The sequence below is a fragment of the Microthrixaceae bacterium genome (assembly GCA_016702505.1).
Lineage (GTDB): Bacteria > Actinomycetota > Acidimicrobiia > Acidimicrobiales > Iamiaceae > Aquihabitans.
The window spans coordinates 179,559-199,582 of sequence record JADJDU010000001.1; the positions used below are offsets into that span (position 1 = coordinate 179,559).

18 protein-coding genes and 1 pseudogene are annotated in these 20,024 nt (G+C 66.6%); 13 read left to right on the plus strand and 6 right to left on the minus strand.

Annotated features, from left to right (window positions below; all coding sequences use genetic code 11):
- Positions 1–68 precede the first annotated feature (68 nt).
- Together IPG97_00850 and IPG97_00855 are read left to right on the plus strand one after the other, a co-directional pair.
- The gene (locus IPG97_00850; GenBank protein MBK6855140.1) at positions 69–773 is read left to right on the plus strand and encodes a J domain-containing protein; all 705 of its coding nucleotides are present in this window, start codon (positions 69–71) and stop codon (positions 771–773) included.
- Positions 770–1,345: a dienelactone hydrolase gene (locus tag IPG97_00855; protein ID MBK6855141.1), complete on the plus strand. Its 576-nt coding sequence runs from the start codon at positions 770–772 to the stop codon at positions 1,343–1,345. Before IPG97_00850 ends, IPG97_00855 begins: the two co-directional genes overlap by 4 nt.
- Before the next feature lie 168 nt (positions 1,346–1,513).
- On the opposite strand, the gene IPG97_00860 is transcribed toward IPG97_00855, so the two are convergent.
- Both IPG97_00860 and IPG97_00865 read right to left on the minus strand, forming a co-directional pair.
- Positions 1,514–2,488, minus strand: a complete 975-nt coding sequence (locus tag IPG97_00860; GenBank protein MBK6855142.1) for an MFS transporter — start codon at positions 2,486–2,488, stop codon at positions 1,514–1,516.
- Positions 2,434–3,054 carry a hypothetical protein gene (locus tag IPG97_00865; protein ID MBK6855143.1) on the minus strand — a complete coding sequence of 207 codons (621 nt, stop codon included), beginning with the start codon at positions 3,052–3,054 and terminating at the stop codon, positions 2,434–2,436. The genes IPG97_00860 and IPG97_00865 overlap by 55 nt, the downstream gene beginning before the upstream one ends.
- A gap of 176 nt (positions 3,055–3,230) precedes the next feature.
- Here IPG97_00865 and IPG97_00870 point away from each other — a divergent pair, with 176 nt between their 5' ends.
- The 4 genes from IPG97_00870 to IPG97_00885 all read left to right on the plus strand — a co-directional run bounded on the left by IPG97_00870 (position 3,231) and on the right by IPG97_00885 (position 6,362).
- Positions 3,231–3,488, plus strand: a complete 258-nt coding sequence (locus tag IPG97_00870) for a NifU family protein (protein MBK6855144.1) — start codon at positions 3,231–3,233, stop codon at positions 3,486–3,488.
- A 21-nt stretch (positions 3,489–3,509) separates the two neighbouring features.
- Positions 3,510–4,490 carry a methylmalonyl Co-A mutase-associated GTPase MeaB gene (meaB, locus tag IPG97_00875; protein ID MBK6855145.1) on the plus strand — a complete coding sequence of 327 codons (981 nt, stop codon included), beginning with the start codon at positions 3,510–3,512 and terminating at the stop codon, positions 4,488–4,490.
- A 76-nt stretch (positions 4,491–4,566) separates the two neighbouring features.
- On the plus strand, positions 4,567–5,661 hold the full coding sequence (locus tag IPG97_00880) for a hypothetical protein (GenBank protein ID MBK6855146.1): 1,095 nt from the start codon (positions 4,567–4,569) through the stop codon (positions 5,659–5,661).
- The gene (locus tag IPG97_00885) at positions 5,628–6,362 is read left to right on the plus strand and encodes an enoyl-CoA hydratase/isomerase family protein (GenBank protein ID MBK6855147.1); all 735 of its coding nucleotides are present in this window, start codon (positions 5,628–5,630) and stop codon (positions 6,360–6,362) included. The genes IPG97_00880 and IPG97_00885 overlap by 34 nt, the downstream gene beginning before the upstream one ends.
- Before the next feature lie 26 nt (positions 6,363–6,388).
- On the opposite strand, the gene IPG97_00890 is transcribed toward IPG97_00885, so the two are convergent.
- Together IPG97_00890 and glgP are read right to left on the minus strand one after the other, a co-directional pair.
- Positions 6,389–7,141 carry a hypothetical protein gene (locus IPG97_00890; protein ID MBK6855148.1) on the minus strand — a complete coding sequence of 251 codons (753 nt, stop codon included), beginning with the start codon at positions 7,139–7,141 and terminating at the stop codon, positions 6,389–6,391.
- Between the two features lie 40 nt (positions 7,142–7,181).
- On the minus strand, positions 7,182–9,719 hold the full coding sequence (gene glgP, locus IPG97_00895; protein ID MBK6855149.1) for an alpha-glucan family phosphorylase: 2,538 nt from the start codon (positions 9,717–9,719) through the stop codon (positions 7,182–7,184).
- 79 nt (positions 9,720–9,798) lie between these two features.
- Between glgP and IPG97_00900 the strand changes: the two genes are divergently transcribed.
- The 4 genes and pseudogenes from IPG97_00900 (at position 9,799) to IPG97_00915 (ending at position 14,805) form a co-directional block, all read left to right on the plus strand.
- A complete protein-coding gene (locus tag IPG97_00900; protein ID MBK6855150.1) occupies positions 9,799–10,401 on the plus strand; it encodes a nitroreductase in 603 nt (200 codons plus the stop codon).
- Positions 10,383–12,084, plus strand: a pseudogene (gene treS, locus IPG97_00905) (maltose alpha-D-glucosyltransferase). Before IPG97_00900 ends, treS begins: the two are co-directional and overlap by 19 nt.
- A 91-nt stretch (positions 12,085–12,175) precedes the next feature.
- On the plus strand, positions 12,176–13,924 hold the full coding sequence (locus tag IPG97_00910) for a hypothetical protein (protein ID MBK6855151.1): 1,749 nt from the start codon (positions 12,176–12,178) through the stop codon (positions 13,922–13,924).
- Positions 13,925–13,950: 26 nt separating this feature from the next.
- Positions 13,951–14,805: a rhomboid family intramembrane serine protease gene (locus IPG97_00915; protein MBK6855152.1), complete on the plus strand. Its 855-nt coding sequence runs from the start codon at positions 13,951–13,953 to the stop codon at positions 14,803–14,805.
- Between the two features lie 49 nt (positions 14,806–14,854).
- Here the strand turns inward: IPG97_00915 and IPG97_00920 are convergent, their stop codons facing one another.
- Positions 14,855–16,831, minus strand: coding sequence for a DUF4214 domain-containing protein (locus tag IPG97_00920; GenBank protein ID MBK6855153.1), 1,977 nt, complete (start codon positions 16,829–16,831; stop codon positions 14,855–14,857).
- A gap of 127 nt (positions 16,832–16,958) precedes the next feature.
- Here IPG97_00920 and IPG97_00925 point away from each other — a divergent pair, with 127 nt between their 5' ends.
- Positions 16,959–17,603: a glycosyltransferase gene (locus IPG97_00925; protein MBK6855154.1), complete on the plus strand. Its 645-nt coding sequence runs from the start codon at positions 16,959–16,961 to the stop codon at positions 17,601–17,603.
- On the plus strand, positions 17,542–18,054 hold the full coding sequence (locus IPG97_00930) for a glycosyltransferase (GenBank protein MBK6855155.1): 513 nt from the start codon (positions 17,542–17,544) through the stop codon (positions 18,052–18,054). Before IPG97_00925 ends, IPG97_00930 begins: the two co-directional genes overlap by 62 nt.
- A 49-nt stretch (positions 18,055–18,103) precedes the next feature.
- On the opposite strand, the gene IPG97_00935 is transcribed toward IPG97_00930, so the two are convergent.
- Entirely contained in the window at positions 18,104–18,928 is an 825-nt protein-coding gene (locus IPG97_00935; protein MBK6855156.1) for a DUF4214 domain-containing protein, read from the minus strand.
- Positions 18,929–19,110: 182 nt separating this feature from the next.
- Here IPG97_00935 and IPG97_00940 point away from each other — a divergent pair, with 182 nt between their 5' ends.
- A complete protein-coding gene (locus IPG97_00940; GenBank protein MBK6855157.1) occupies positions 19,111–20,016 on the plus strand; it encodes a hypothetical protein in 906 nt (301 codons plus the stop codon).
- Positions 20,017–20,024: the final 8 nt, after the last annotated feature.

Consider the following 20,024-nt stretch of genomic DNA (forward strand, 5'->3'; position numbering starts at 1 on the left):
GGTTGTTCCTTTCGGCAGCCGAACTCCATGCCGGCGGGGCTCGGCGCGGCCACCACTAGCGTGGCCCGATGCTGATGGCTGAGCTGGAGGTTTTCCACTCCCGGCCGATCGCGCCCACCCGCCGAGTTGCTCTGGGGGCGACGGTTCTCCCCACCTCCCCCAGCCCGGGTTTCGGTGGTTTGCTCCTCGGTGGCGTTGTTGCCAGCTTCATCGACGAGGTCGACCCGGACCTGACGGGTGACCTTCTCGCTCTGACCCGCGACATCGAGGTCGGGAACCGACTTCCTCAGCCTCGCCTGCGACATCGCTTCCAAGAAGACCGGGTGGGGCTGACGGTCTTCCGGCATCGTCTGGTAGGCGATGGCGAGGAGCTGCACTTCGACCTCGACCTGAAGGGGGCTCCGACCCCCAACGTGTTGGCCGCCGTGTACGCCGCTGCCCGCATCGATGCCGACCACCGGCCCGGAGTGATGCGAGCGATCCGGCGGGCGGTGAGGTGGCAGGGCCCGGTCGGACCGCGACTGATAGCCCACCTCAGCGATGCCCGAGGCACGGCCGGCTGGGCCACCCTCGGAGGTCGAGACCCGTTGGCGTGGGCGCTCGAGGTATTCGAGCTCGATCCAGCGTCGACGGAACGAGACGTGGTTCAACAGAGGTTCCGGGAGCTTCTCAGAGCGGCACACCCCGACCACGGCGGCGAGGCTGCTCGTGCTGCGGTGCGGATCGCCGAATTGAGCGAGGCCCGGCGGATCCTGCTGGGGGCCAACCGATGAGGCCCGAAATCGGTGCGGCGGGGGGAGTGCTGTTGACCCCCGGAGCCGGCAGCGACCGAACCCACCACACCCTGGTCGCTCTGGAAGAAGCCCTCGGTCCGCTCCCGGTTACCAGAGTTGATTTTCCCTACCGCAAGGAAGGTCGAAAGGCCCCCGATCGGGCCCCGAAGCTGATCGCTTCTTTGTTCAGCGATGCCGACACCTTCTGCCGCCGTGCCGGGGTGGCTCTCCAACGGCTGGTGCTGGGTGGTCGATCCATGGGGGGACGGATGTGTTCGATGGCCGTGGCCGAAGGACTTCCCGCAGCTGGTCTGGTGTTGCTCAGCTATCCACTCCATCCCCCTGGCAAGCCTGAACGCCTGCGAACCGAGCACTTCCCCGACATCGAAGTGCCCTGCCTGTTCGTGGGAGGTGACCGGGACCCCTTCGGCACGCCTGAAGAGCTGGAGGCGGCGACCGCGGCGATCGCCGGTCCCGTCACCCACCACTGGATCGCCGGCGGTCGCCACGACGTCAAGGGCGCCGATGACGAGATCTGCGCCGTGGTCGACGCATGGGTCAAGGCCCTCTAAGGGTCCTAGCGGATAGGTCCGGTCGTCGTCGCTACCAGGTTGACCAGACCGAGGCTTCGCCTCGGTTTAACCATGCCGTACTTATGGGTCGGCTCGCCTCCGCTCGCCTCCTAAGGCCGGTTCCGCCGAACGGCAGAGCCTTCCGACGGAGTCAGGCCAACTCGCCGTTCAGCCGCTGGGGCGGAGGAAGGCGGCGTCTTCGGGGTTGAGCTCCTCCAACTCGAGATGTGCGGTCTCGGGGTAGAGGGTGAGTACCAGAACGGTCACCACCAAGGGACCGGCGGCCAACACGGTCAGACCCGGAGCGATGCTTCCGTACCGGTCCGACATCCACCCGGCGGCGAACAAACCGATGGCCGCCCCGATCACACCGGTGAGCGAGATGATCCCGTTGGCCCGGCCTCGCAGCGCGGTGGGGAACAGTTCAGGGCCGTACACGGCCAGGGCTGGAACGGTCATGGCACCGATCACGCCCCCCACGACCCACGCCAACCACAGCCAGATCCCCGAGGCGTGGAAGGCGGCGGCTAACAGCACCGCTCCTCCAAGGGTGCCGACCGCTCCGACCACTTTCCTGCCCCTCTGATCAGCCAGTCGACCTCCGACCACCACTCCGATCCCGGCAGGGGTGTTGGTGCAGATGGTGAAGATGGTGATGGCCAGAGCCGAGAAACCGCGCTCCTCGCGGAGGAACTCGTTCTGGAACTGGGTGACGGGGGCCAGGAACATCACACCGAAGAACGTCGAGGCCCCGAGCAAGGTCAGGCGTCCTCGGTGTCCTTTCATGGTGACCCGGGCGTGGGGACGCATGAAGCGCCGGCTCTCGGGCACTCGTCCCGCCAGCCTGGCAAAGGTCGGAAGGGCAAGGAGGGGCGCGACGTAGAGAATCCTCCACGCCCCGGGGTGAAGGTCGGCGAGGGGGAGGAGGAGCACAGCGCCGCCCGCGCCCAGCGCGGTGGTCATGGCGACCACGCTGGCGGCGTAGGCCCTTCCGCCTGCAGGCATCTCCTCGGCGGCGACGACCGCGATGAGAAGGGCAAGGGCGGTGGAGAACGACCTGGTCAGGAACTGCGTCGCTCCGAGGGTGGTCAGGTTGGGGCCAACGCCCCGAGAGAAGCCGCCAGGATGCCCGAAATGGTGCACACCACCAGCAGGCGTTGTCGGCCTCGGCGGTCGGCGATCGTCATGATGACTAGGGAGAGCAGCACGCCGGCGCGGGCACTGGCCAGGGTCAGGCCTTGCGAGCTGGTGGACGCGTGGAACTGGTCCGACGCAAAGGTGATGGTCTGGGTGAGGAGAGTGCCGAGGTAGCCCACCACCATGGACAGGGTGCACAGGCGGGCGACCATGGCTGTGGCCCTGGCGTCCAGCCGGTCTGGTGGTGACCACCAAGGTGGAGATCCACCTACCGGTTGTCCTGCCTCGTCGATCCGGTGGTCACGGTTGGTGATGTAACGCCGGACCAGGGGTCTGAACATGGCGCCCCACACCGGGATGGCCAGCTCCCATTCGACCGTCTCGGTGACCCGGTGGCGACCATCGCCGTCGGGTTCCACCCTCAGTCGCCGTTCGTAGCGGTCGAAGGGCCCTTCGGCGCAGCGCCAGACATCGGGACCGATCGGCTCCTCGAGGACCATGTCATCGAGGGGTAGGCGCATCGACGCCAGTTCGTGGTCGTCCACGTTGAGGGTTCGCTCGGTGATCGACATCGCGAACTGGTTGCGTCCTCTCCGGTCGTCGACCCCCTGGTCGGTGGCAGCCGGGTGAGCTTTCCACAACCGCGAATCTCTGGCAGAGCGCTGAACCAGCGCCCACCGTCGATTCGGTGTGGGTTTCCTGCCTCGGTCTGGGCACGCGAGAATGGTCGAGTTCGAAAAGGAGACCCGTGGAAGATCAGGTTCGTCGCACCCTCGAGGTGATCCGCCCGGCCATCCAAGCCGACGGTGGCGACATCTTCCTTCGGGGCGTCGACGTTGAGACGGGAGTGGTCACCGTCGAGTTGACCGGGGCTTGCGTTTCCTGCCCGGCATCGACGGTCACCCTCAAGGCCGGGGTCGAGCGGATCCTCAAGGACCGGGTTCCGGGCGTCACCGCGGTGGAGCAGTACGGCGTGGCCCCGGCGGAGTCCCCCGTCTCACTCTGACCGGCGTTACCGTCGATCCCCATGGCTGACCCGGACCTTCTCGACCCCACTGATCTGGTCGATGCGGCCCGGTCCGGTGACCGCGGCGCGCTGGCCCGCCTGCTGTCAGTTGTGGAGCGGCGTGGGCGATCCGCTCACCAGGTCGGACGTCGGGTGTACCCGTTGGCCGGTTCGGCCTACACGGTGGGTCTGACCGGGGCCCCAGGGGCCGGGAAGTCGACGCTGACCAGTGCGGTGGTGGCCGCGGTCCGGAAACGGGGAGAACGAATCGCCATCTTGGCCATCGACCCGTCCTCTCCATACACGGGGGGCGCCATCCTGGGAGACCGGGTGAGGATGTCCGAACATGCGCTCGACGAGGGCGTGTTCATCCGCTCGATGGCCACTCGTGGCCATCTCGGGGGCTTGGCCTTGGCCACCCCCGAAGCGGTGCGGGTTCTGGACGTGGCCGGGTTCCCGTGGGTCCTGATCGAAACCGTGGGCGTCGGCCAGGTCGAGGTCGAGGTGGCCGGGACCGCCGACACCACCGTCGTGGTCGTGAATCCCGGATGGGGTGATCGGGTACAGGCCAACAAGGCCGGGCTCATGGAGATCGCCGACGTTTTCGTGATCAACAAGGCAGACCGGCCCGGAGCCGACCTCACCCGGCGCGACCTGGAGTCGATGTTGGATCTCACCGGACCCGGTCCCAGCGGCTGGCGGCCTCCGGTCGTCTCCGCGGTCGGGACCACCGGAGATGGGGCGGGCGAGGTGTGGGACGCCATCACCGCCCACCGGTCCCACCTGGAGACGGTGGGCGGACTGCAACAGCGCCGCCGCACCCGTCTGCGCGACGAGTTGACCCTCATCGTCGAACAGCGCATCCGTGCCCGCGCCGACCAGATGATCGGTGCGGCCGGGCGACGCTCGCTGGAGGCCCAGGTCGAGGACGGAACCTTGGATCCCTGGTCAGCAGCAGACGTGGTCCTTCAAGCCGTGGACGGTCGAGGTCCTCGCCCCTAGGCTCCGGAGGATGTTTGGGTCGATCAGATCTTTGCGAGGAGCGGAGTGCCTTGGTCGAGAAACCCGTGAACCCGCGATGACTCGTGAGAGCAGCAGCGGCGTGTTTATGCGGGTTGCAATGATCGCCGTGGCGTCGGTCGCCCTGCTGGCGATGGCGGCGTGCGAGCCCTTGCCGGCTCGCCTTCAGTTGGTCGTCGCCACTCAGACCAACGGAGCGGACGACAACCCGGGTGACGGAGCGTGCACCTCAGCCGCGGCGGGTGGGGCGTGCACGCTTCAAGCCGCACTTGATGAGGCCAACACCGCGGCGGACGGTGCCGACGTGATGGTCCCCGCTGGAACCTATGGAGGCTTCGACCCGACGATCACCGGCGACGTGAGCATCCTCGGTACCCCGGGCGGCACGATCGTCAGTCCGATGCGGATCACGGTGGCGGCCGGTGGCCATTTGAGCATCGACTGGTTGTCGGGTGGCGTCGAGGGCGAGGCGGGTGCGCTGGCGCTTGACGTGAGCGGCTCGGCGGCCGTGGACCACTCCTTGCTGTTCGTCTATGACGTACCCGCCTATGCGGGCACGAACCCCCTCATGGTTCGGGAAGGGGGGAGTGTTGTGGTGTCGAACAGCAAGCTGACCACGGCCGGAGTAGCCGTCCTAGCCAACGCCGGAAAGGTCGTAGTCACCAACACCGCCATCCTCCAGGGCTACAGATGGGGCGTCGCGGTGTCCACACTGGCGACGGGTGAGACGCACGCGGCAGCTACGGGGATGGAGATCAACCTGGTCACAGCCCTCCCGGCCTGCGGCGGCCCAGGGCCGGTGATCTCCCACGGGTACATGATCGGGAGCTCCTGCCCCGCGATGATCCCCTCACCCGCCGACCTGTCGTCGGGGTCGTCGGGGATAGATGTCATCCCCCTGGGCGATCCGCTTTGTGACACGACGGTCCTGGCCATAAATGGCGTCCAACGGGGAATCGACGGGGACGGCGATGGGATAGGCGGCTGCGACTTCGGCCCCGCCGAAGTTCAGCCCCTGACAGGGTTCCATCGGTGGGCTTTCCAATCGGTGGAGGCGAAACCTAGGGTCGATGGCCATGTCTCAACCCTTGGTCACCATCGAACGTCGAGACGACGAAGTTGCCGTGCTGCGCCTCGACAACCCCCAAGGTGAACGCCCTTTCCTCGGAGTTGCTGCGCCAACTGGCGGCGGCGGCACGTCAACTGACCGCCGAGCCTCCGGGAGCCGTCGTAGTCACGGGGGGTGATCGGGTGTTTGCGGCAGGAGCCGACATCTCCGAGTTCGGCGGGCCCACCGAAGCGGCCGAGATCGGCGGACTGTTCCTGGAGGCGCTGAACGCGGTGGCTGCCATCCCCCGGGCCACGATCGCCGCGGTTTCGGGCTTCGCTCTCGGCGGCGGCTGCGAACTGGCCCTGGCCTGTGATTTTCGCTTGGCGTCCTCCAGGGCCCGATTTGGCCAGCCCGAGATCCTGCTCGGCATCATCCCCGGTGGTGGCGGAACCCAACGCCTGGCCCGTCTGGTGGGGCCGGCCCGAGCCAAGGACCTGATCCTCAGCGGGCGTCAGGTCGGCGCCAAGGAAGCTTTGGCCATGGGTCTCGCCGACCGTGTGGTCGAACCCGAAGCCCTCATGGACGAAGCGCTGGCATGGGCCGGGTCGTTCGCCCAGGGTGCGGTGGTGGCTCAGGGACTGGCGAAAGCCGCCATCGACTCTGGTTTGGAAACCGATCTGGAATCGGGCCTGGCCTTTGAACAGGAACGATTCGTAGAGGTCTTCGGTACTGCTGACGCCAAGATCGGCGTGGCCGCCTTCTTGGAGCACGGTCCCGGCCACGCCCGTTTCACCGGGCGCTGACCGGGACCCCCATCCCTGGTCGGCCGTCAGTCGGCCTGTCGGTCGACAACCAGGTTGACCACGTCATTCATCAGTGCTCCATCGGGCTCGGTGTCGATGGCGGTACCGGAGATGGTGGTGACCAGGTCACCGGTTCGTACGGCGATCAGCATCACCCGCATGGTCGAGTTTCCTTGTGGGGTGGGGATGGTGAACTCCCCGCTGAGCGCGCCGACCTGGTCGGCTACGTCGGGGAGCTCCCCGGTCGGGGTCGGTGCGACGCTCCCGGTCATGCCGGGGACCGCAGCCAGGTCGGCCATGGCCGTCGTGGTGCAGTCGGCGAAGGCCTGTTCGCCGATGATGTCGACCATGGCCTGGGCGTTCTCCTCGGAGTCGAACACGCCCGACGTGGTGGTCAAGGTGAGCCCACCGCCGTCGGAGGTGGCGTACTCGAAGTTGTCCGAGGAGACCTTGGCGACGGTGATCTCGTCGAGGTCCAGATCACCGCAGGTGTCGAAGACGTTGCTGTCGTTCTCCTCGCCGTTGGGCGTGGACGTCCAGCCGTCGGGCAGGTCATCGAGGGTCAGGTTGGCTGCTTCGGCCCGCTCCTCGGCGGCCGCGGAACTGCTTTCACTTTCGCTTTCGCTTGTGGTGCTCGCCTCGGCACTGGTGGTGGTCGTCTCCGCCTTGGTGGTGGTGGCGGCCGTGTCCTTGTCGGAGCTGCTGTTGCCACAGGCGGTGGTTCCCACCAGCATGACCACGGCGGCGATGGCGGTACGGGTACGTCGTGATATCGGCATGGCCGCGATGATTGCACAGTTGATGGCGGCATGCGGCGTGTCAGGGCCAGGTCAACAGGCCCAGCTCGAGGGGTGTGCTGAGGGCGGGGTGAGCGGGTGAGACGCGAGCCGTGAACCCGTAGCGGCCTGGCGTGGTACAGGTGATGGAGCCCCGATAGGTGGCCTGGCCATCTGCGTCGGTCGGATCGACAGGTTCGAGGGTGGTGCTGGTGTGGCTGGTGAGCTGATCACCCTGGCCCACGGGTCCGTGTACGAGTTGCACGGCGACGTCGCCAGAGCGCAGGGGGCCCAAGGCCACGGTGACGCTTACGGTGCGAGTCGACCCCAGGTCAGCGGGGTCATCCTCGGCGTCGACGCCGAGGATGTGCACCTCGGGCCACGCCGCGCTCACCCGACGCTTCCAATCGGCCAGGTCGCGGGCGATCGCGCCATCGTTGGACTCCATGGTGTCGGCTCCGGCCGCGGTCGGTTCGTAGAGGTCGGTCACGTAGTCGCGGACCATCCGTGACGCCACCACCGCCGGGCCGAGCGAGGCCAGGTTGTGCTTCACCCGGCGCAACCAACCTCTGGGAGCGGAGCTACTAGTACCGGCCCGGTCGAAGAACAGCGGCACCACCTGTCTTTCGAGCAGGTCGAACAGGGCATCGGCCTCCAGCCGGTCGCGTTCGACCTCGTCGGTGATGTCCTCGGCCGAGGGGATTGCCCAACCGTTCTCACCATCGAACATCTCGTCCCACCAACCGTCGAGGATCGAACAGTTGAGGGTGCCGTTTAGTGCCGCCTTCATGCCACTGGTACCGCAGGCCTCGTGGGGGCGTCGAGGCGTGTTCAGCCAAACATCGGCGCCCTGGTAGAGCGTGCGGGCCACGGCGATGTCGTAGTCGTCGATGAACACGAAGCGATGGCGCACGCCGAGCTCGCGAGCGAAGTCGACGATCTGGCGGATCATCTCCTTGCCGGCGTTGTCGGCCGGATGGGCCTTGCCGGCGAACACGAACTGAACCGGTCGGTCGGCATCGAGCAGCAAGGCCTGCAACCGGTCTGCCTGAGCGAGCAGGAGGTTGGCTCGCTTGTAGGTGGCGAAACGGCGGGCGAACCCGATGGTCAAGGCATGGGGATCCAGCAACTCGTCGGCCCATGCGGCTTCGGTCGACGTGGTACCCGTAGCCACCGCCCGCCTCCTGACCCGGTCTCGGACCAAGGCCACCAGTCGAGCTCGGGCCTGTTCCTGCACCCGCCACAACTCGTCGTCGGGCACGTCTACCACCCGTCCCCACGTTTCGGCGTCGGCCTCATCCCAGTCGGGGAGGACCGAACGAGACAGCAGGTCGCTCATGTCGGCAGAGACCCAGGTGGCGGCGTGAACCCCGTTGGTCACCGATCGGATCGGAACCTCCTCGGCGGGGATCTGAGGCCAGAGGTCACCGAACATCTCGCGGCTAACGACCCCGTGCAACTTGGCTACGGCGTTGGAACGACCGGCCAGCCGCAATCCCATGACCGCCATGTTGAACGGGGAGTCGAGCGGGTTGGTCGGGCGATGACCGAGGGTCATCAGCTCGTCGACGGTGATCCCGACTTCAGCGGCCCAGCCGCCGAAGTACTTCTCCATCAGCTCCCGGGGAAACTGATCGATCCCGGCCGGGACCGGCGTGTGGGTGGTGAAGATCGACCCGGCCCGCACCGACTCCAGTGCCTCGGCGAAGGTGAGCCCGCGGTCGACGACGGCCCGTCGGATCCGCTCCAGACCCAAGAAGCCGGCATGGCCCTCGTTGGTGTGGAACACCTGGGAGTCGATGCCGAGCGCTTCCAAGGCTCGTACCCCACCGATGCCCAGGAGCATCTCCTGCCGCAGGCGGTGTTCGGTGTCGCCGCCGTACAGGCGGTCGGTCACGCCGCGGAGCTCCTCTGGGTTCTCTTCGACGTCGGTGTCGAGGAGGTAGAGCGGAACTCGACCGACATCGGCGCGCCACACCCGGGCCTCGAGCGGAGCGCCGGCCAGTTCCACCCGAACCCGAACTCCTTCACACAACGACAGGGCCATGGCCCACGGGTCCTGGTCGGGGAACCGCTCCTCTTGCCAGCCCGCTACCGAAAGGGCTTGGCGGAAGTAGCCGTGCCGGTAGAAGAGGCCGACTCCCACCAACGGTACGCCCAGGTCGCTGGCGGACTTGAGGTGGTCGCCGGCCAGGATTCCCAGGCCTCCGGAATATTGCGGGAGGGCCTCGGCGATGCCGAACTCGGGGGAGAAGTAGGCGACTGAACGCAGAGGTGAGTCGGGTCGGGCCTGGAACCATCGGGGTGATTCCAGGTAGCGGGTGAAGTCGTTGTGGACGTCGTGGAGGTAGCGGATGAAGGCCTGATCGCCAGCCAGGGTGGCCAAGCGATCGGGGTGCACGGTCCCGAGCAGGGTGACCGGGTCGTGGCGGGTGGTATCCCATGCCTCGGGGTCGACCCAACGGAACAGGTCGCGGGTCCGGTCGTCCCAGGACCATCGAAGGTTCAACGCCAGGGGTTCGAGCAGCGACAGCGGCTCCGGTAGGCGGGGGCGGACCGTGAAGCTCTTCAGCGCGCGCACGCTTCGACGGTAGCCATCGGTACGGCTGGTTGCCTCCCACGTTGTCGGATGTGGCGCCGAGCCGGGCCAGACTGACCCGATGGCCCAGATCCCGGTACCCGATGACCTGTTGCCCGACCACCCCGCATCGGAGTCGGTACCCGACGTGATCCGCAACCGTCGGACCTCCTTGGTGGTGGACCCGGCTCGCCCCGTCGACCCTGAGGTGGTCCGAGGGTTGATCGAGTTGGCCACGTGGGCACCGAACCACAAGCGGACATGGCCGTGGCGGTTCACGGTGTTGACCGGAGAGTCACGATCCCACCTTGGTGAAGCCTTCGCCGCCGTGGGCGAGTCGCTCGACATGGACCCGATGAAGGTGTCGAGCCAACGGACCAAGTACCTGCGAAGTCCGGTGGTCGTCTTGGTCTGGGTCATCGGAGACCCCGATCCGGTGCGCCGCCGAGAGGACCGCGATGCCACCGCCGCCGCGGTCCAGAACCTTCTCCTGGCTGCCACATCGGAAGGGCTGGCCAGCTATTGGGCATCCATCTCCGACCATTTCCACGCTCCGGCGAGGGCTTTGGCCGGTTTGGACGACAACCACGATTTCGTGGCCCTGATCTACCTCGGTCATCCGATCGGTCAGGTGGCAGCCCCGCCTCGTCCCGACCCGGAAATCACCTGGCTGGGCCAGCCCTAGGATCACCGTCGGTGAACATCGACGATCCGCAGTGGTACCGCCGGGCCACGTTCTATGAGGTCTTGGTCCGAGGTTTCAACGACTCCAACGGGGACGGCACCGGAGACCTGAGGGGGGTCACCGAGAAGCTCGACTACCTGGAGTGGCTGGGCGTCGACTGTTTGTGGCTGCTTCCGTTCTACGAATCTCCTCTGGCCGACGGTGGCTACGACATATCCGACTTCTTCAGCGTCCACCCCGACTACGGGACGGTGGGTGACGCCGCCGAACTGATCGATGAGGCTCATCGCCGCGGGATCCGCGTCATCGCCGACATGGTGATGAACCACACGTCCGACCAGCATCCGTGGTTCCAGGAGTCCCGCCAGTCACGGGACAACCCTCGTGCCGATTGGTACGTCTGGAACGACGAGAACGACCGGTGGTCGGAGGCCCGGGTGATCTTCGTGGACACCGAGCTGTCCAACTGGACCTGGGATCCTCAGCGCGAGCAGTACTACTGGCACCGGTTCTTCCACCACCAGCCCGATCTCAACTACCGCAACCCCGATGTGGCCGACGCCATGATCGACGTGGTGCGCTACTGGCTCGACCTGGGTCTAGACGGCTACCGCCTCGACGCCGTGCCCTACCTGTTCGAGTCCGACGGCACCAACGGTGAGAACCTGCCCGAGACCCACCAATACCTGAGGCGGGTCCGGTCGGTCGTGGACGCCGAGTTCCCCGATCGGGTCCTGCTGGCCCGAAGCCAACCAGTGGCCCGCCGACGTCGTCGACTACTTCGGGGCGGGCGACGAGTGCCACATGTGCTTCCACTTTCCCCTCATGCCCCGCATGTTCATGGCCGCTCGACAGGAACTGGCCAAGCCCATCAAGGAGATCCTGGCTCAGACCCCGGCGATACCCGACGGCGCGCAGTGGGGGATCTTCTTGCGCAACCACGACGAGCTCACCTTGGAGATGGTCTCCGATGAGGAGCGCGACTACATGTACGCGGAGTACGCCAAAGATCCGCGGATGAAGCGCAACGTGGGCATCTCGCGCCGGTTGGCCCCGTTGATAGACAACGACCGTAGGGTCGCCGAGCTGTTCCACGGCCTCCTCCTCTCCATGCCCGGCAGCCCGGTGCTGTACTACGGCGACGAGATCGGCATGGGGGACAACATCTACCTCGGTGACCGTGACGGGGTTCGGACCCCGATGCAATGGACCCCCGACCGCAACGGTGGCTTCTCCAAAGCCGATTTCGCCCAGCTCTACCTCCCCCCGCTGATGGACCCGGTGTACGGGTTCGCCGCCACCAACGTCGAGTCCCAACTCCGTAATCCCGGTTCGTTCCTGCACTGGGTTCAGCAGTTGCTCCAGGCCCGCAAGGCCCACCCGGTGTTCGGTGTCGGCGGGTTCGAACCGCTGGAGGTCGCCAACGAAGCGGTCTTCGCATTCCTACGCACCCAGGAACGTCACGACAGCGCCGATGACGTGGTGCTGTGCGTGAACAACCTGTCCAAGGTGGCTCAGCCTGTCGAGCTCGACTTGCGCCACCTGGCCGGAAAGCGTCCGATCGAACTGTTCGGCCGGGTCCCGTTCCCAGCCATCGGTGAGTTGCCGTACTTCGTGACCCTGCCTCCCTACGGCTTCTACTGGTTCTCCCTGGTCGACGAGCTAGGGGACGACCTGACCTGAGCATCGGGTGATGCCGCTGAACGGTTGGCGTCCGTATGCTCTGGATCCGATGGATTCCGTTGCTCCCGTGCCCGCGCCGCGGGCTCATAGGGTGAGCGACGTGATCCCGCTGGCCGCGGGCGTGATCTTCACCACGCTGGTGCGTCTGGCGGTGACGCTCGATGCCCGTGCACCTCAGGTGGTGGCCGACGAGACGGCGTACTTGGCTATGGCCCGGTTCAGTGCGGGGGGGCCAGCGTGGAACCTGGCTGACGCCGCGCCCTACATGCCGCTCTACAGCCTTCTCATAGCGCCAGCCGAGCTGTTCGGGTTCGGCCCTGCGGCAACGTTTCGTTGGGCGGTGGTGGTCAACGTGATGCTGGCTGGCGTGACCTTCGTGGTGGTGGAGGCCCTGGCTCGTCACCTGGCTGGAATGGGGCGCCCATGGACCGCGGTGGCCGCGGCGCTGGCCGTGTCGATGCCTGCCCTGGTACTGGGTTCCGGCCTGGCTTGGTCCGACAACTTGGTGTTGCTGATGTTCCCGCTGGTGTTGGTGAGCGGGCTGAGGCTGCTGAGCGAGCCGTGTACAGGGCGCGCAGCTGCCTTCGCCGGTACGGCGTTGGTGGGGTACGCGGCCCATGCTCGGTTCCTGCCGGTTCTGGTGGTGGTGCTCGCCACCCTCGCGGTGCTGGCTCGGAACCGATCGCTGCGACCGACGGTGGTGGCAGTTGGCGCGATCGTGATGGTGGCCGGTGTGGTGGTGGTGAACGTTTGGTCCGCGTGGCTGGCCGACTCGCTGGGAATGGGGTCCCGGGAGGGCAGCGAGCTGGCGGCTCACATCTCGGTGTCATCGCTGACAACCGCCATTTTCGGACAGGTCTGGTATCTCACCGTTACCACTGCGGGCTTGGCCTTCCTGGGCGGGTTGGCCCTGGGTCGCTGGTCGTGGGTGGCCGTTCGGAACTCCCGGCGGGGGGATCCCACGGCTGGTTCGGGTGTCCGAGGTGATGACGTCGACCGATGGGGTCCAGCGTCGTCCCGGGGCGGATCCGCGGCCGGCACTACTCCGCTCACGGTGTCCCACCTGGCGTTGACGGTGGCCCTGATCGGGATCTCCTTCGCCACCTCCGCTGGGTACATGGCCGGTCGCCCACGACCCGATCACCTGGTCTACGGCCGATACAACGACATGCTGCTGGCTCCGCTGGTCGTCATCGGGTTCGGGGCACTTCTGAGCGCCGGGCGACGGCGTCTGCTCGGCGAGACGGCGATGTCGTTGGCGGTGACCGCGATCGCAGCCGCCGTGGTGTGGATACCGAACCAGGAACGCCTACGACAGGATTTCGTCCCCTACACGGTGCTGGGGCTGTTGGCCTTGGACCCCATGGCCACACAGCGGTTGAGGGTGGCAACCCTGGTGGGTGGAGTGACGATGGTTGTGCTGGTGGCAGCCGCGGCCATCGGGTCCCAGACACGTCGACGGCTGGTGCCCACCCTGGTGGCGGCGTTGTTGGTGGTGGCCGGGGTGTGGAGGGCCGACGTTGGACTGGACCGCTACATCGCTGTGGATCCGTCGATATCGGCCGATATCGACGCCCTTTTGCCCACTGGGCAGACGATCTCTTGCGTGGACCAATTCGGATGTCCGTTGCTCGAGTTCTATCGGTACCAGTTCTACCTACCGGAACGGCGCTTCGAGATCGTCTGGTATCCGGACCAGTGGGGTGATGGGGCGGTCATGGCCGGCGTGTCGCCAGAGCAGACCAGCGTGCTTCGGTTGCAGGGGTACCGGGAGATCTGGCGCTATGAGCCGGGCCAGGCCTCGATCTGGGTCCTCGAGGACGCCCGCATGCCGGGTTGACCCCCGGCCCGCTACCGTGCCCCGTCGTGTACCAGCCGATGCAAGCGTGCTACCGCCACCCCGACAATCCGGCGGGGATCATCTGCCAGCGTTGTGACCGGCCGATCTGTCCGCAGTGCATGAACCAGGCATCAGTGGGGTTCCACTGCCCCGAGTGTGCCCGCAAAGGGGCGCAGAAGGTCTACCGCGGGGTGTCGGCCATGCAGACCCGGCCGATCCTGACCCAGGTGCTGATCGGGCTCAACGCGGCCGTGTTCGTCCTGGGAGTGGCTGTAGACGGAGGTCGTTCGCTGTCTGGCTCGGCGGGCCGGGTCCACGCCGAGCTCGGCCTGATCTCGCGTGCGTTCTACCGCGGTGAGGTGATCGGGGTGGCCGAAGGGGAGTGGTACCGGATGCTGACATCCGGCTTCCTCCACTTTGGGATCGTCCACCTCTTGTTCAACATGTACGCGCTGTGGATCTTGGGTGGAGCGGTCGAGCACATGGCCGGCCGGGCCCGGCTGGCGGTCGGATACGGGGTGTCCGTGTTGGCCGGGTCGCTCGGGGCTCTCATCCTCTCTCCGGACAGCCTCACCGCAGGGGCATCGGGTGGGGTGTTCGGGCTGATGGGGTTCATCCTCGTGGCCCAGCGGATTCAAGGGTTGCCGTTCCGGGACTCGCCTCTCATCGGTGTGCTCGCGCTGAACCTGCTGATCACCTTCGGCATGTCGGGAATCTCGGTGGGTGGTCACATCGGTGGACTGGCCGGCGGGGCGGTGGCCGGGCTGGCCCTGTTCACGCCGGCGCTGCGCCGCCAGGGACCGGCGCTGGGTTACGCCCTCTGTGCCGGCATCGCCATCGGTTGCCTTGCCGGTGGGGTGGCGGTGGCCAGCGCTGTCTGACCCAACTCGCAGCGACGACGAACGTACTGTTCGCCTGGACCGTTGGGAGCTACTTGAAACGGGCGTGGTACTCGGGCTTGTCCATGAAGTACCGGGCTACACCGGAGATGTCGGTGGTCCCGTTGCGCAGCCTGGGTTCGAGGTAGTCGTAGGTCCCCTGGGGGATGGTGCGCTTGACGGTGCCGTCATAGAGGGCCACCACCGTCACCCCGGCTGTGGTGGCGGTCTTGTACTCGGGTGATTCGGAGAATCCGGTCATCACCTGACCTCGGCTCATCCCCGCCTTCAGCTTCGCCTCCCAGTAGGCCCGACCGTTGGCGTCGGGAGAGCGGCCCAAGACGTTGCGGTAGACGAGGTCGACGAACTGGACCGAGTTCAGCGCCCCATACCGCTGTCTGAACTCGTTTGAGGCCGCGAAGTTGTCTGAGATCTTGTTCAACGACCAGCCAGACCGTCGCTTCTGAACCCAGAACTCCAGGCCAGCCTGGTCGGGGTTGCGGAGGAAGTAGGCCCGGTAAAGGCGAATTGGCTGACGGACGTTGGTGTCCATCTCGGTGCCCGACACCAGGTTGGCCAGAAACACCTCTGCCTTCTGTCCACCGGCGATGGCGGCGCTGGCGAGGTTTAGCTCGTTGGTGTTGGGCTTCCGACGTAGGAGGTCCTGGTAGGACTGGGTGACCAGTTGTGCGGGAGTGGCGAACGGTCCCAGTGGTTTGCTGGGTTCGTTGGGTTGGGTGGTGGTGCTGGATCGTGACGTTGTCGTCGTTGCGGTGGGGATGGTCGGGGTGGTACCGGCCGCGACCGATGTGGCCTTGGTTCGGATCGTTTCGAGTTGACTCCAAAGAAGGTCACCAGGGCAGCTGGTGGATCCGACATCGCGATGACCCACAATCCGCTTGATGGTGGACCCGTCTGGAGCGGTGACGGTGCCCGATGCCGGCATGGCGTTCTGGCCCAGCTTCCAACCAATCACCTGACCGGCGGCATCGAGCTGGGCCGATGTGGGAGCGACCGCGGCCGGGGTGTCGCCCGGATTGTGTTGTCCAAGGAAGGAGACGCCGACGCTGTTGGTGTTGAAGCCGGTGGCGTGACCGCCCACGATGGCGCCCTCGATGCTGCCGGTCCGACCCTCCCAGATGCGTCCGAACCGGTCGATCACGAAGTTGTAGGCGATGTCGCACCAGCCTCGCGACTGGGTGTGGAACCGGTAGATGGAGGCCAACATCCCCGGCACGTCGGCCTGGCTGTAGGTGTTGGCGTTGACGGTGTGGTGCACTACGCCGTACTTGACGCCGCCGGCCGCGGTTTTTGGTCCCGAACCGCAATCGTCGTTCTCGTAGGCCCAACCCTCGGTTTCCCATTCGGAGCGAGGTCTGATCGCTGGCTTGGTGTCGGCCGCTCCGGCGACAGGCATCTGGAAGGCGGTCTGCCACGTCGTCGGGTCCTGCGGGGGTCGGTACTGCATGGCCTCGATCGTCACGTCGGAGAGGGGGCCGGACGCGACCCTCAGTTCGACACGATCGACGCCTCCTCCGAACCAGACCAGGTCCCCAGACGTGTCGTCTCCTGAACCCTCTCCGTCTTGATCCTCCGAGATCCGGCGGCCGGTCCCGTCGGGCCCTTCGGTGGGGTTGGCGTGGATCTCGTTCCACGCTGTCCATCCCGACGCGCCTAGGCCCCGGATCTCCACCTCCCCGGTTGGGCTGCCCGTCCAGGTGACACCAATGGCCTGGCTCCCATTGGTGACGTCGACCGACGCAGTCCAGCCCGCCGTAACCGTCGTCGGGATGCTCGATCGGGACCGGGTTGGGCCTACCTCGACACCTCCCGAAGCGGCAGGCGTGGCGTCGGCGTTGGTGCCGGTGATCCGAATCGTCTGGCTGTCCAGTGTGCCGGCCTCTGGGGCCGGTGCACTGAGGGGGATTCCGCCGATCACGACCCAGACTGCGAACGCTGCTGGTACGGCACCGATCATGCGTCGGCGGCGACGGGCGAGCGAGTTCGTCGGTGCGGGGCGGGATCGCACGAGGACCTCCGGGGGTGCCCGGTACGGATAGACGGCACTGGACTCTACCCTTGGCCCCTGTGGCTCGACTGTCACCCCTTTCACCACCGCCGAGCGGACTCTCCGCGTCGGGTTCGATGTCACGTCGTTGCTGGATCGGCCGACCGGGGTTGGGACGTTCACCCGTGAGGTGCTCGATGGTCTCGCCGGTCGAGGTGACGTGGAGGTCACCGCCTTTGCCGTGACCATGCGTGGTCGTGCTGGACTGAAAGCGGTCGTGCCCGCAGGGGTCGGGGTCAGCGGCCGTACCGTTCCGGCCCGCCTGGCTCGGGAGATGTGGGCTCGCTGCGATCATCCAGATGCACATCTGTTGGTGGGTGACGTCGACGTGGTCCATGGACCGAACTTCGTGGCTCCCCCCGGGGGCTCGGGCACGGTCGAGGTGGTCACGGTTCACGACTTGACCGCGGTTCATCACCCTGGCCTGTGCACACCAGATGTGTTGCAGTGGCCGGCCTTGCTGCGACGGGCGTTGCGCCGAGGGGCATGGGTGCACACGGTCAGCGATTTCGTGGCCGACGAGGTACGAGACGCCTTCCCCGATGCCGACGAGCGGATCGTCGCGGTGGCGAACGGCCACCGGGCTCCCGGTCCTGCGACGACTCGCTCCGACGCGGCCCGGGGCCATCACCTGGCTGGATCTGAGGCGTTACGTCTTGGCGGTCGGCACGGTGGAGCCCCGCAAGGACCTTCCGATGCTGGTCTCGGCCTTCGACGCATTGGCAGCAGATGACCCAGACCTACGACTGGTGATCGCTGGCCCCGACGGTTGGGGGGCCACGGCGCTCACCGCGGCGATCGACGGTGCGTGGCATCGTCGGCGGATCCGGCGTCTCGGCTGGGTCGACGACGATGCTCGGTGGGCCCTGGTCCGAGGTGCGTCGGTCGTGGCCTATCCGAGCCGTTACGAAGGTTTCGGGTTGGTGCCGCTCGATGCCATGTCGGTCGGGGTGCCGGTGGTGGCCACGGCGGCCGGTGCCATCCCGGAGGTGACAGGTGACGCGGCTCGACTGGTCCCCGTCGGTGACCGCGACGCTCTCACCGAGGCCTTGAGGGAGGTGCTGAACGACGGCGACGTGTCGGCTGGCCTGATCACAGCGGGTAACCAGCGTCACCCGCTGTTCTCGTGGGCCACAACGGTGGGGGGGCTGATGTCTCTCTATCGGGCGGCCAGCGAGGGCTGAGCAGAACGTCTGAGGACCCGAGCGGCTCTGCCTTTCGGCGGATCCAGGATCAGGCTGCGGTCTTGAAGCGAGCCTTGTAGGCCTGGCCGTTCATCAGTTCTCGGATGAGGTCCTCGGTGGTCTTGCGGCCGTTCTGGAGCGAAGCACCATAGGTATCGGCAGGGCCGAGCTTGATGCTGGCTTGGAGCAGCGAGGTGTAGACGTGAACCGCGGTGACCACGCCCCAGGTGCCGCGGACGTACTCGGGGGACTCCGAGAACATGATCATCACGTAGCCACGGTGGTGACCGTTGCGGAGGCGGTCCAACCAGAACGCCCGCCCAGCCGGGTCAGCGGGGCGCTTGAGCACCTTCTCGTAGACGAGGTCCACGAACTGCTCGTCGTTCAGGACGCCGTAGCGCACGCTGAACTCCTTGGACACCGCGAACTGGTTGGAGATGTGGGCCAGCGGCATCCCCTCGATCCGCTTGGTCACCCACGACTGGAAGCCGCGGAGGTCGGGGTTGCGGAGGAAGTAGGTCCGGTAGAGCCTGATCACGGAGTGAACGTTGGTGTTGGCCTCGGTGCTGTTGACCAACCCGGCGACGAACACGGCCGGTTCGGTTCCGCCCTCCAGCTTGGAAACCGCCACCCGGGATTCGGTGGTTGTTGGTTCCCGCATGAGGACGTCCTTGTAGGTCTGGTTCACCAACTCCTTAGCCGTGGCGAAGGGACCGTAGGGCGAGGCCGCGGTGGGTGGGGGCTCCAGCGCGCCGGCAGGCTGGACCATGAGGTTGCCGGCAGATCCGAGGGTCACGGCGAGCAGGACTATGAGGCTGACAGCAGCCCGGTGACGGCGTGACCGCACGGTGACGGCCTGTCGGGGGGTGGACACGATGCTTCTCCAAGTCGAAAGAACAGCGCTGAGATTACGTTGACCCCCGGCCCCAGAACACATCACTCCTCATCGGTTCTCGTGGCGTGTGGTGCGACGGCCGTCGGGGGGATCCGTGTCGTGTCGATCGATGGTGGGAAGATGGAGCGGTGAGATCTGACTCGGGCGGTCGCTTGATCGTGGTGACGAGCAACTGTCAGCTCGGTGGGTTGCACGCGGCATTGTCGGCCATGCTCCCAGACGATCGAGTGGTGGCGGTGCCGTACCTCGGTGTAGAGCCGCCGGAGTTGGTGGATCTCCTACCCGGCGCCGATGTATGGGTCTCATCGATGCATCCGAGCGCGGCACGGCCGGTGCTGGAGCGTCTTGGCTCCCGCGCCGAATTGGTGTCGATTCCGCTGTTGTTGTTCACCGGCTTCCACCCCGACATCGTCCACCTGACGATGGCCGACGGCACCGAGGTGGAGTCGGCGGTCGGGGGTTACAGCTCGGCCATCGTGGCCTGGGGGTGGTTGAACGGTTGGGGGATCGACGAGATCGTGGGCCGCTTCGACCTTCCCACGTTCGAGGGCCTCGGCTACCTGTCGGCATGGGAGGGCGGTGTCCGCCTGGCCCGCTACGTGTTCGACGAGGCTGGCTGTGACTTCGAGGGTTGGTTCCTGCCGCTGGTGGCCCGAGACCGGGTGTTCATGCTCACCGACAACCACCCCACCATCGAGGCGTTGATCCAGCTTGGGCGAGTGGTGGCCCGACGCATCGGGGCGGCCTCCGACCTGGTGGATTACCCGTGGGAGCTGGTGATCCCCGACGGGCTACTGGCCACCTCCACCGTGTGGCCGGTCTACCCCTTTGTGGCCAGCTCCCTCGACCGGCCCGGCGCCTTCGTGTGGCGGTGCCCGAACGGTGAACTGATCGGCTTGGAGACCTTCGTGACCCGTTCGCTCGCCCTCTACGGTTCCTTCGACCCCGGGGCCGTCTCGGTGTCTCGTTTCCGCAACGACGAACGGGTGGCCCAGACCCTGGCCGTCGGCTCCGAGCGGGTCGCGGGGTCAGTTTCGGGCCCGACCGTCGGAGGCCACGGTGGCTGACCCTGTCG

Bases quoted from the DNA above. Each gene is read 5' to 3' on its own strand.
- IPG97_00890 (MBK6855148.1), bottom strand. From the start codon at position 7,141: ATGCCGATATCACGACGTACCCGTACCGCCATCGCCGCCGTGGTCATG.
- IPG97_00900 (MBK6855150.1), top strand. From the start codon at position 9,799: ATGGCCCAGATCCCGGTACCCGATGACCTGTTGCCCGACCACCCCGCA.
- meaB (MBK6855145.1), top strand. From the start codon at position 3,510: ATGGCTGACCCGGACCTTCTCGACCCCACTGATCTGGTCGATGCGGCC.
- IPG97_00850 (MBK6855140.1), top strand. From the start codon at position 69: ATGCTGATGGCTGAGCTGGAGGTTTTCCACTCCCGGCCGATCGCGCCC.
- IPG97_00880 (MBK6855146.1), top strand. From the start codon at position 4,567: ATGACTCGTGAGAGCAGCAGCGGCGTGTTTATGCGGGTTGCAATGATC.
- IPG97_00865 (MBK6855143.1), bottom strand. From the start codon at position 3,054: ATGTCGATCACCGAGCGAACCCTCAACGTGGACGACCACGAACTGGCG.
- IPG97_00855 (MBK6855141.1), top strand. From the start codon at position 770: ATGAGGCCCGAAATCGGTGCGGCGGGGGGAGTGCTGTTGACCCCCGGA.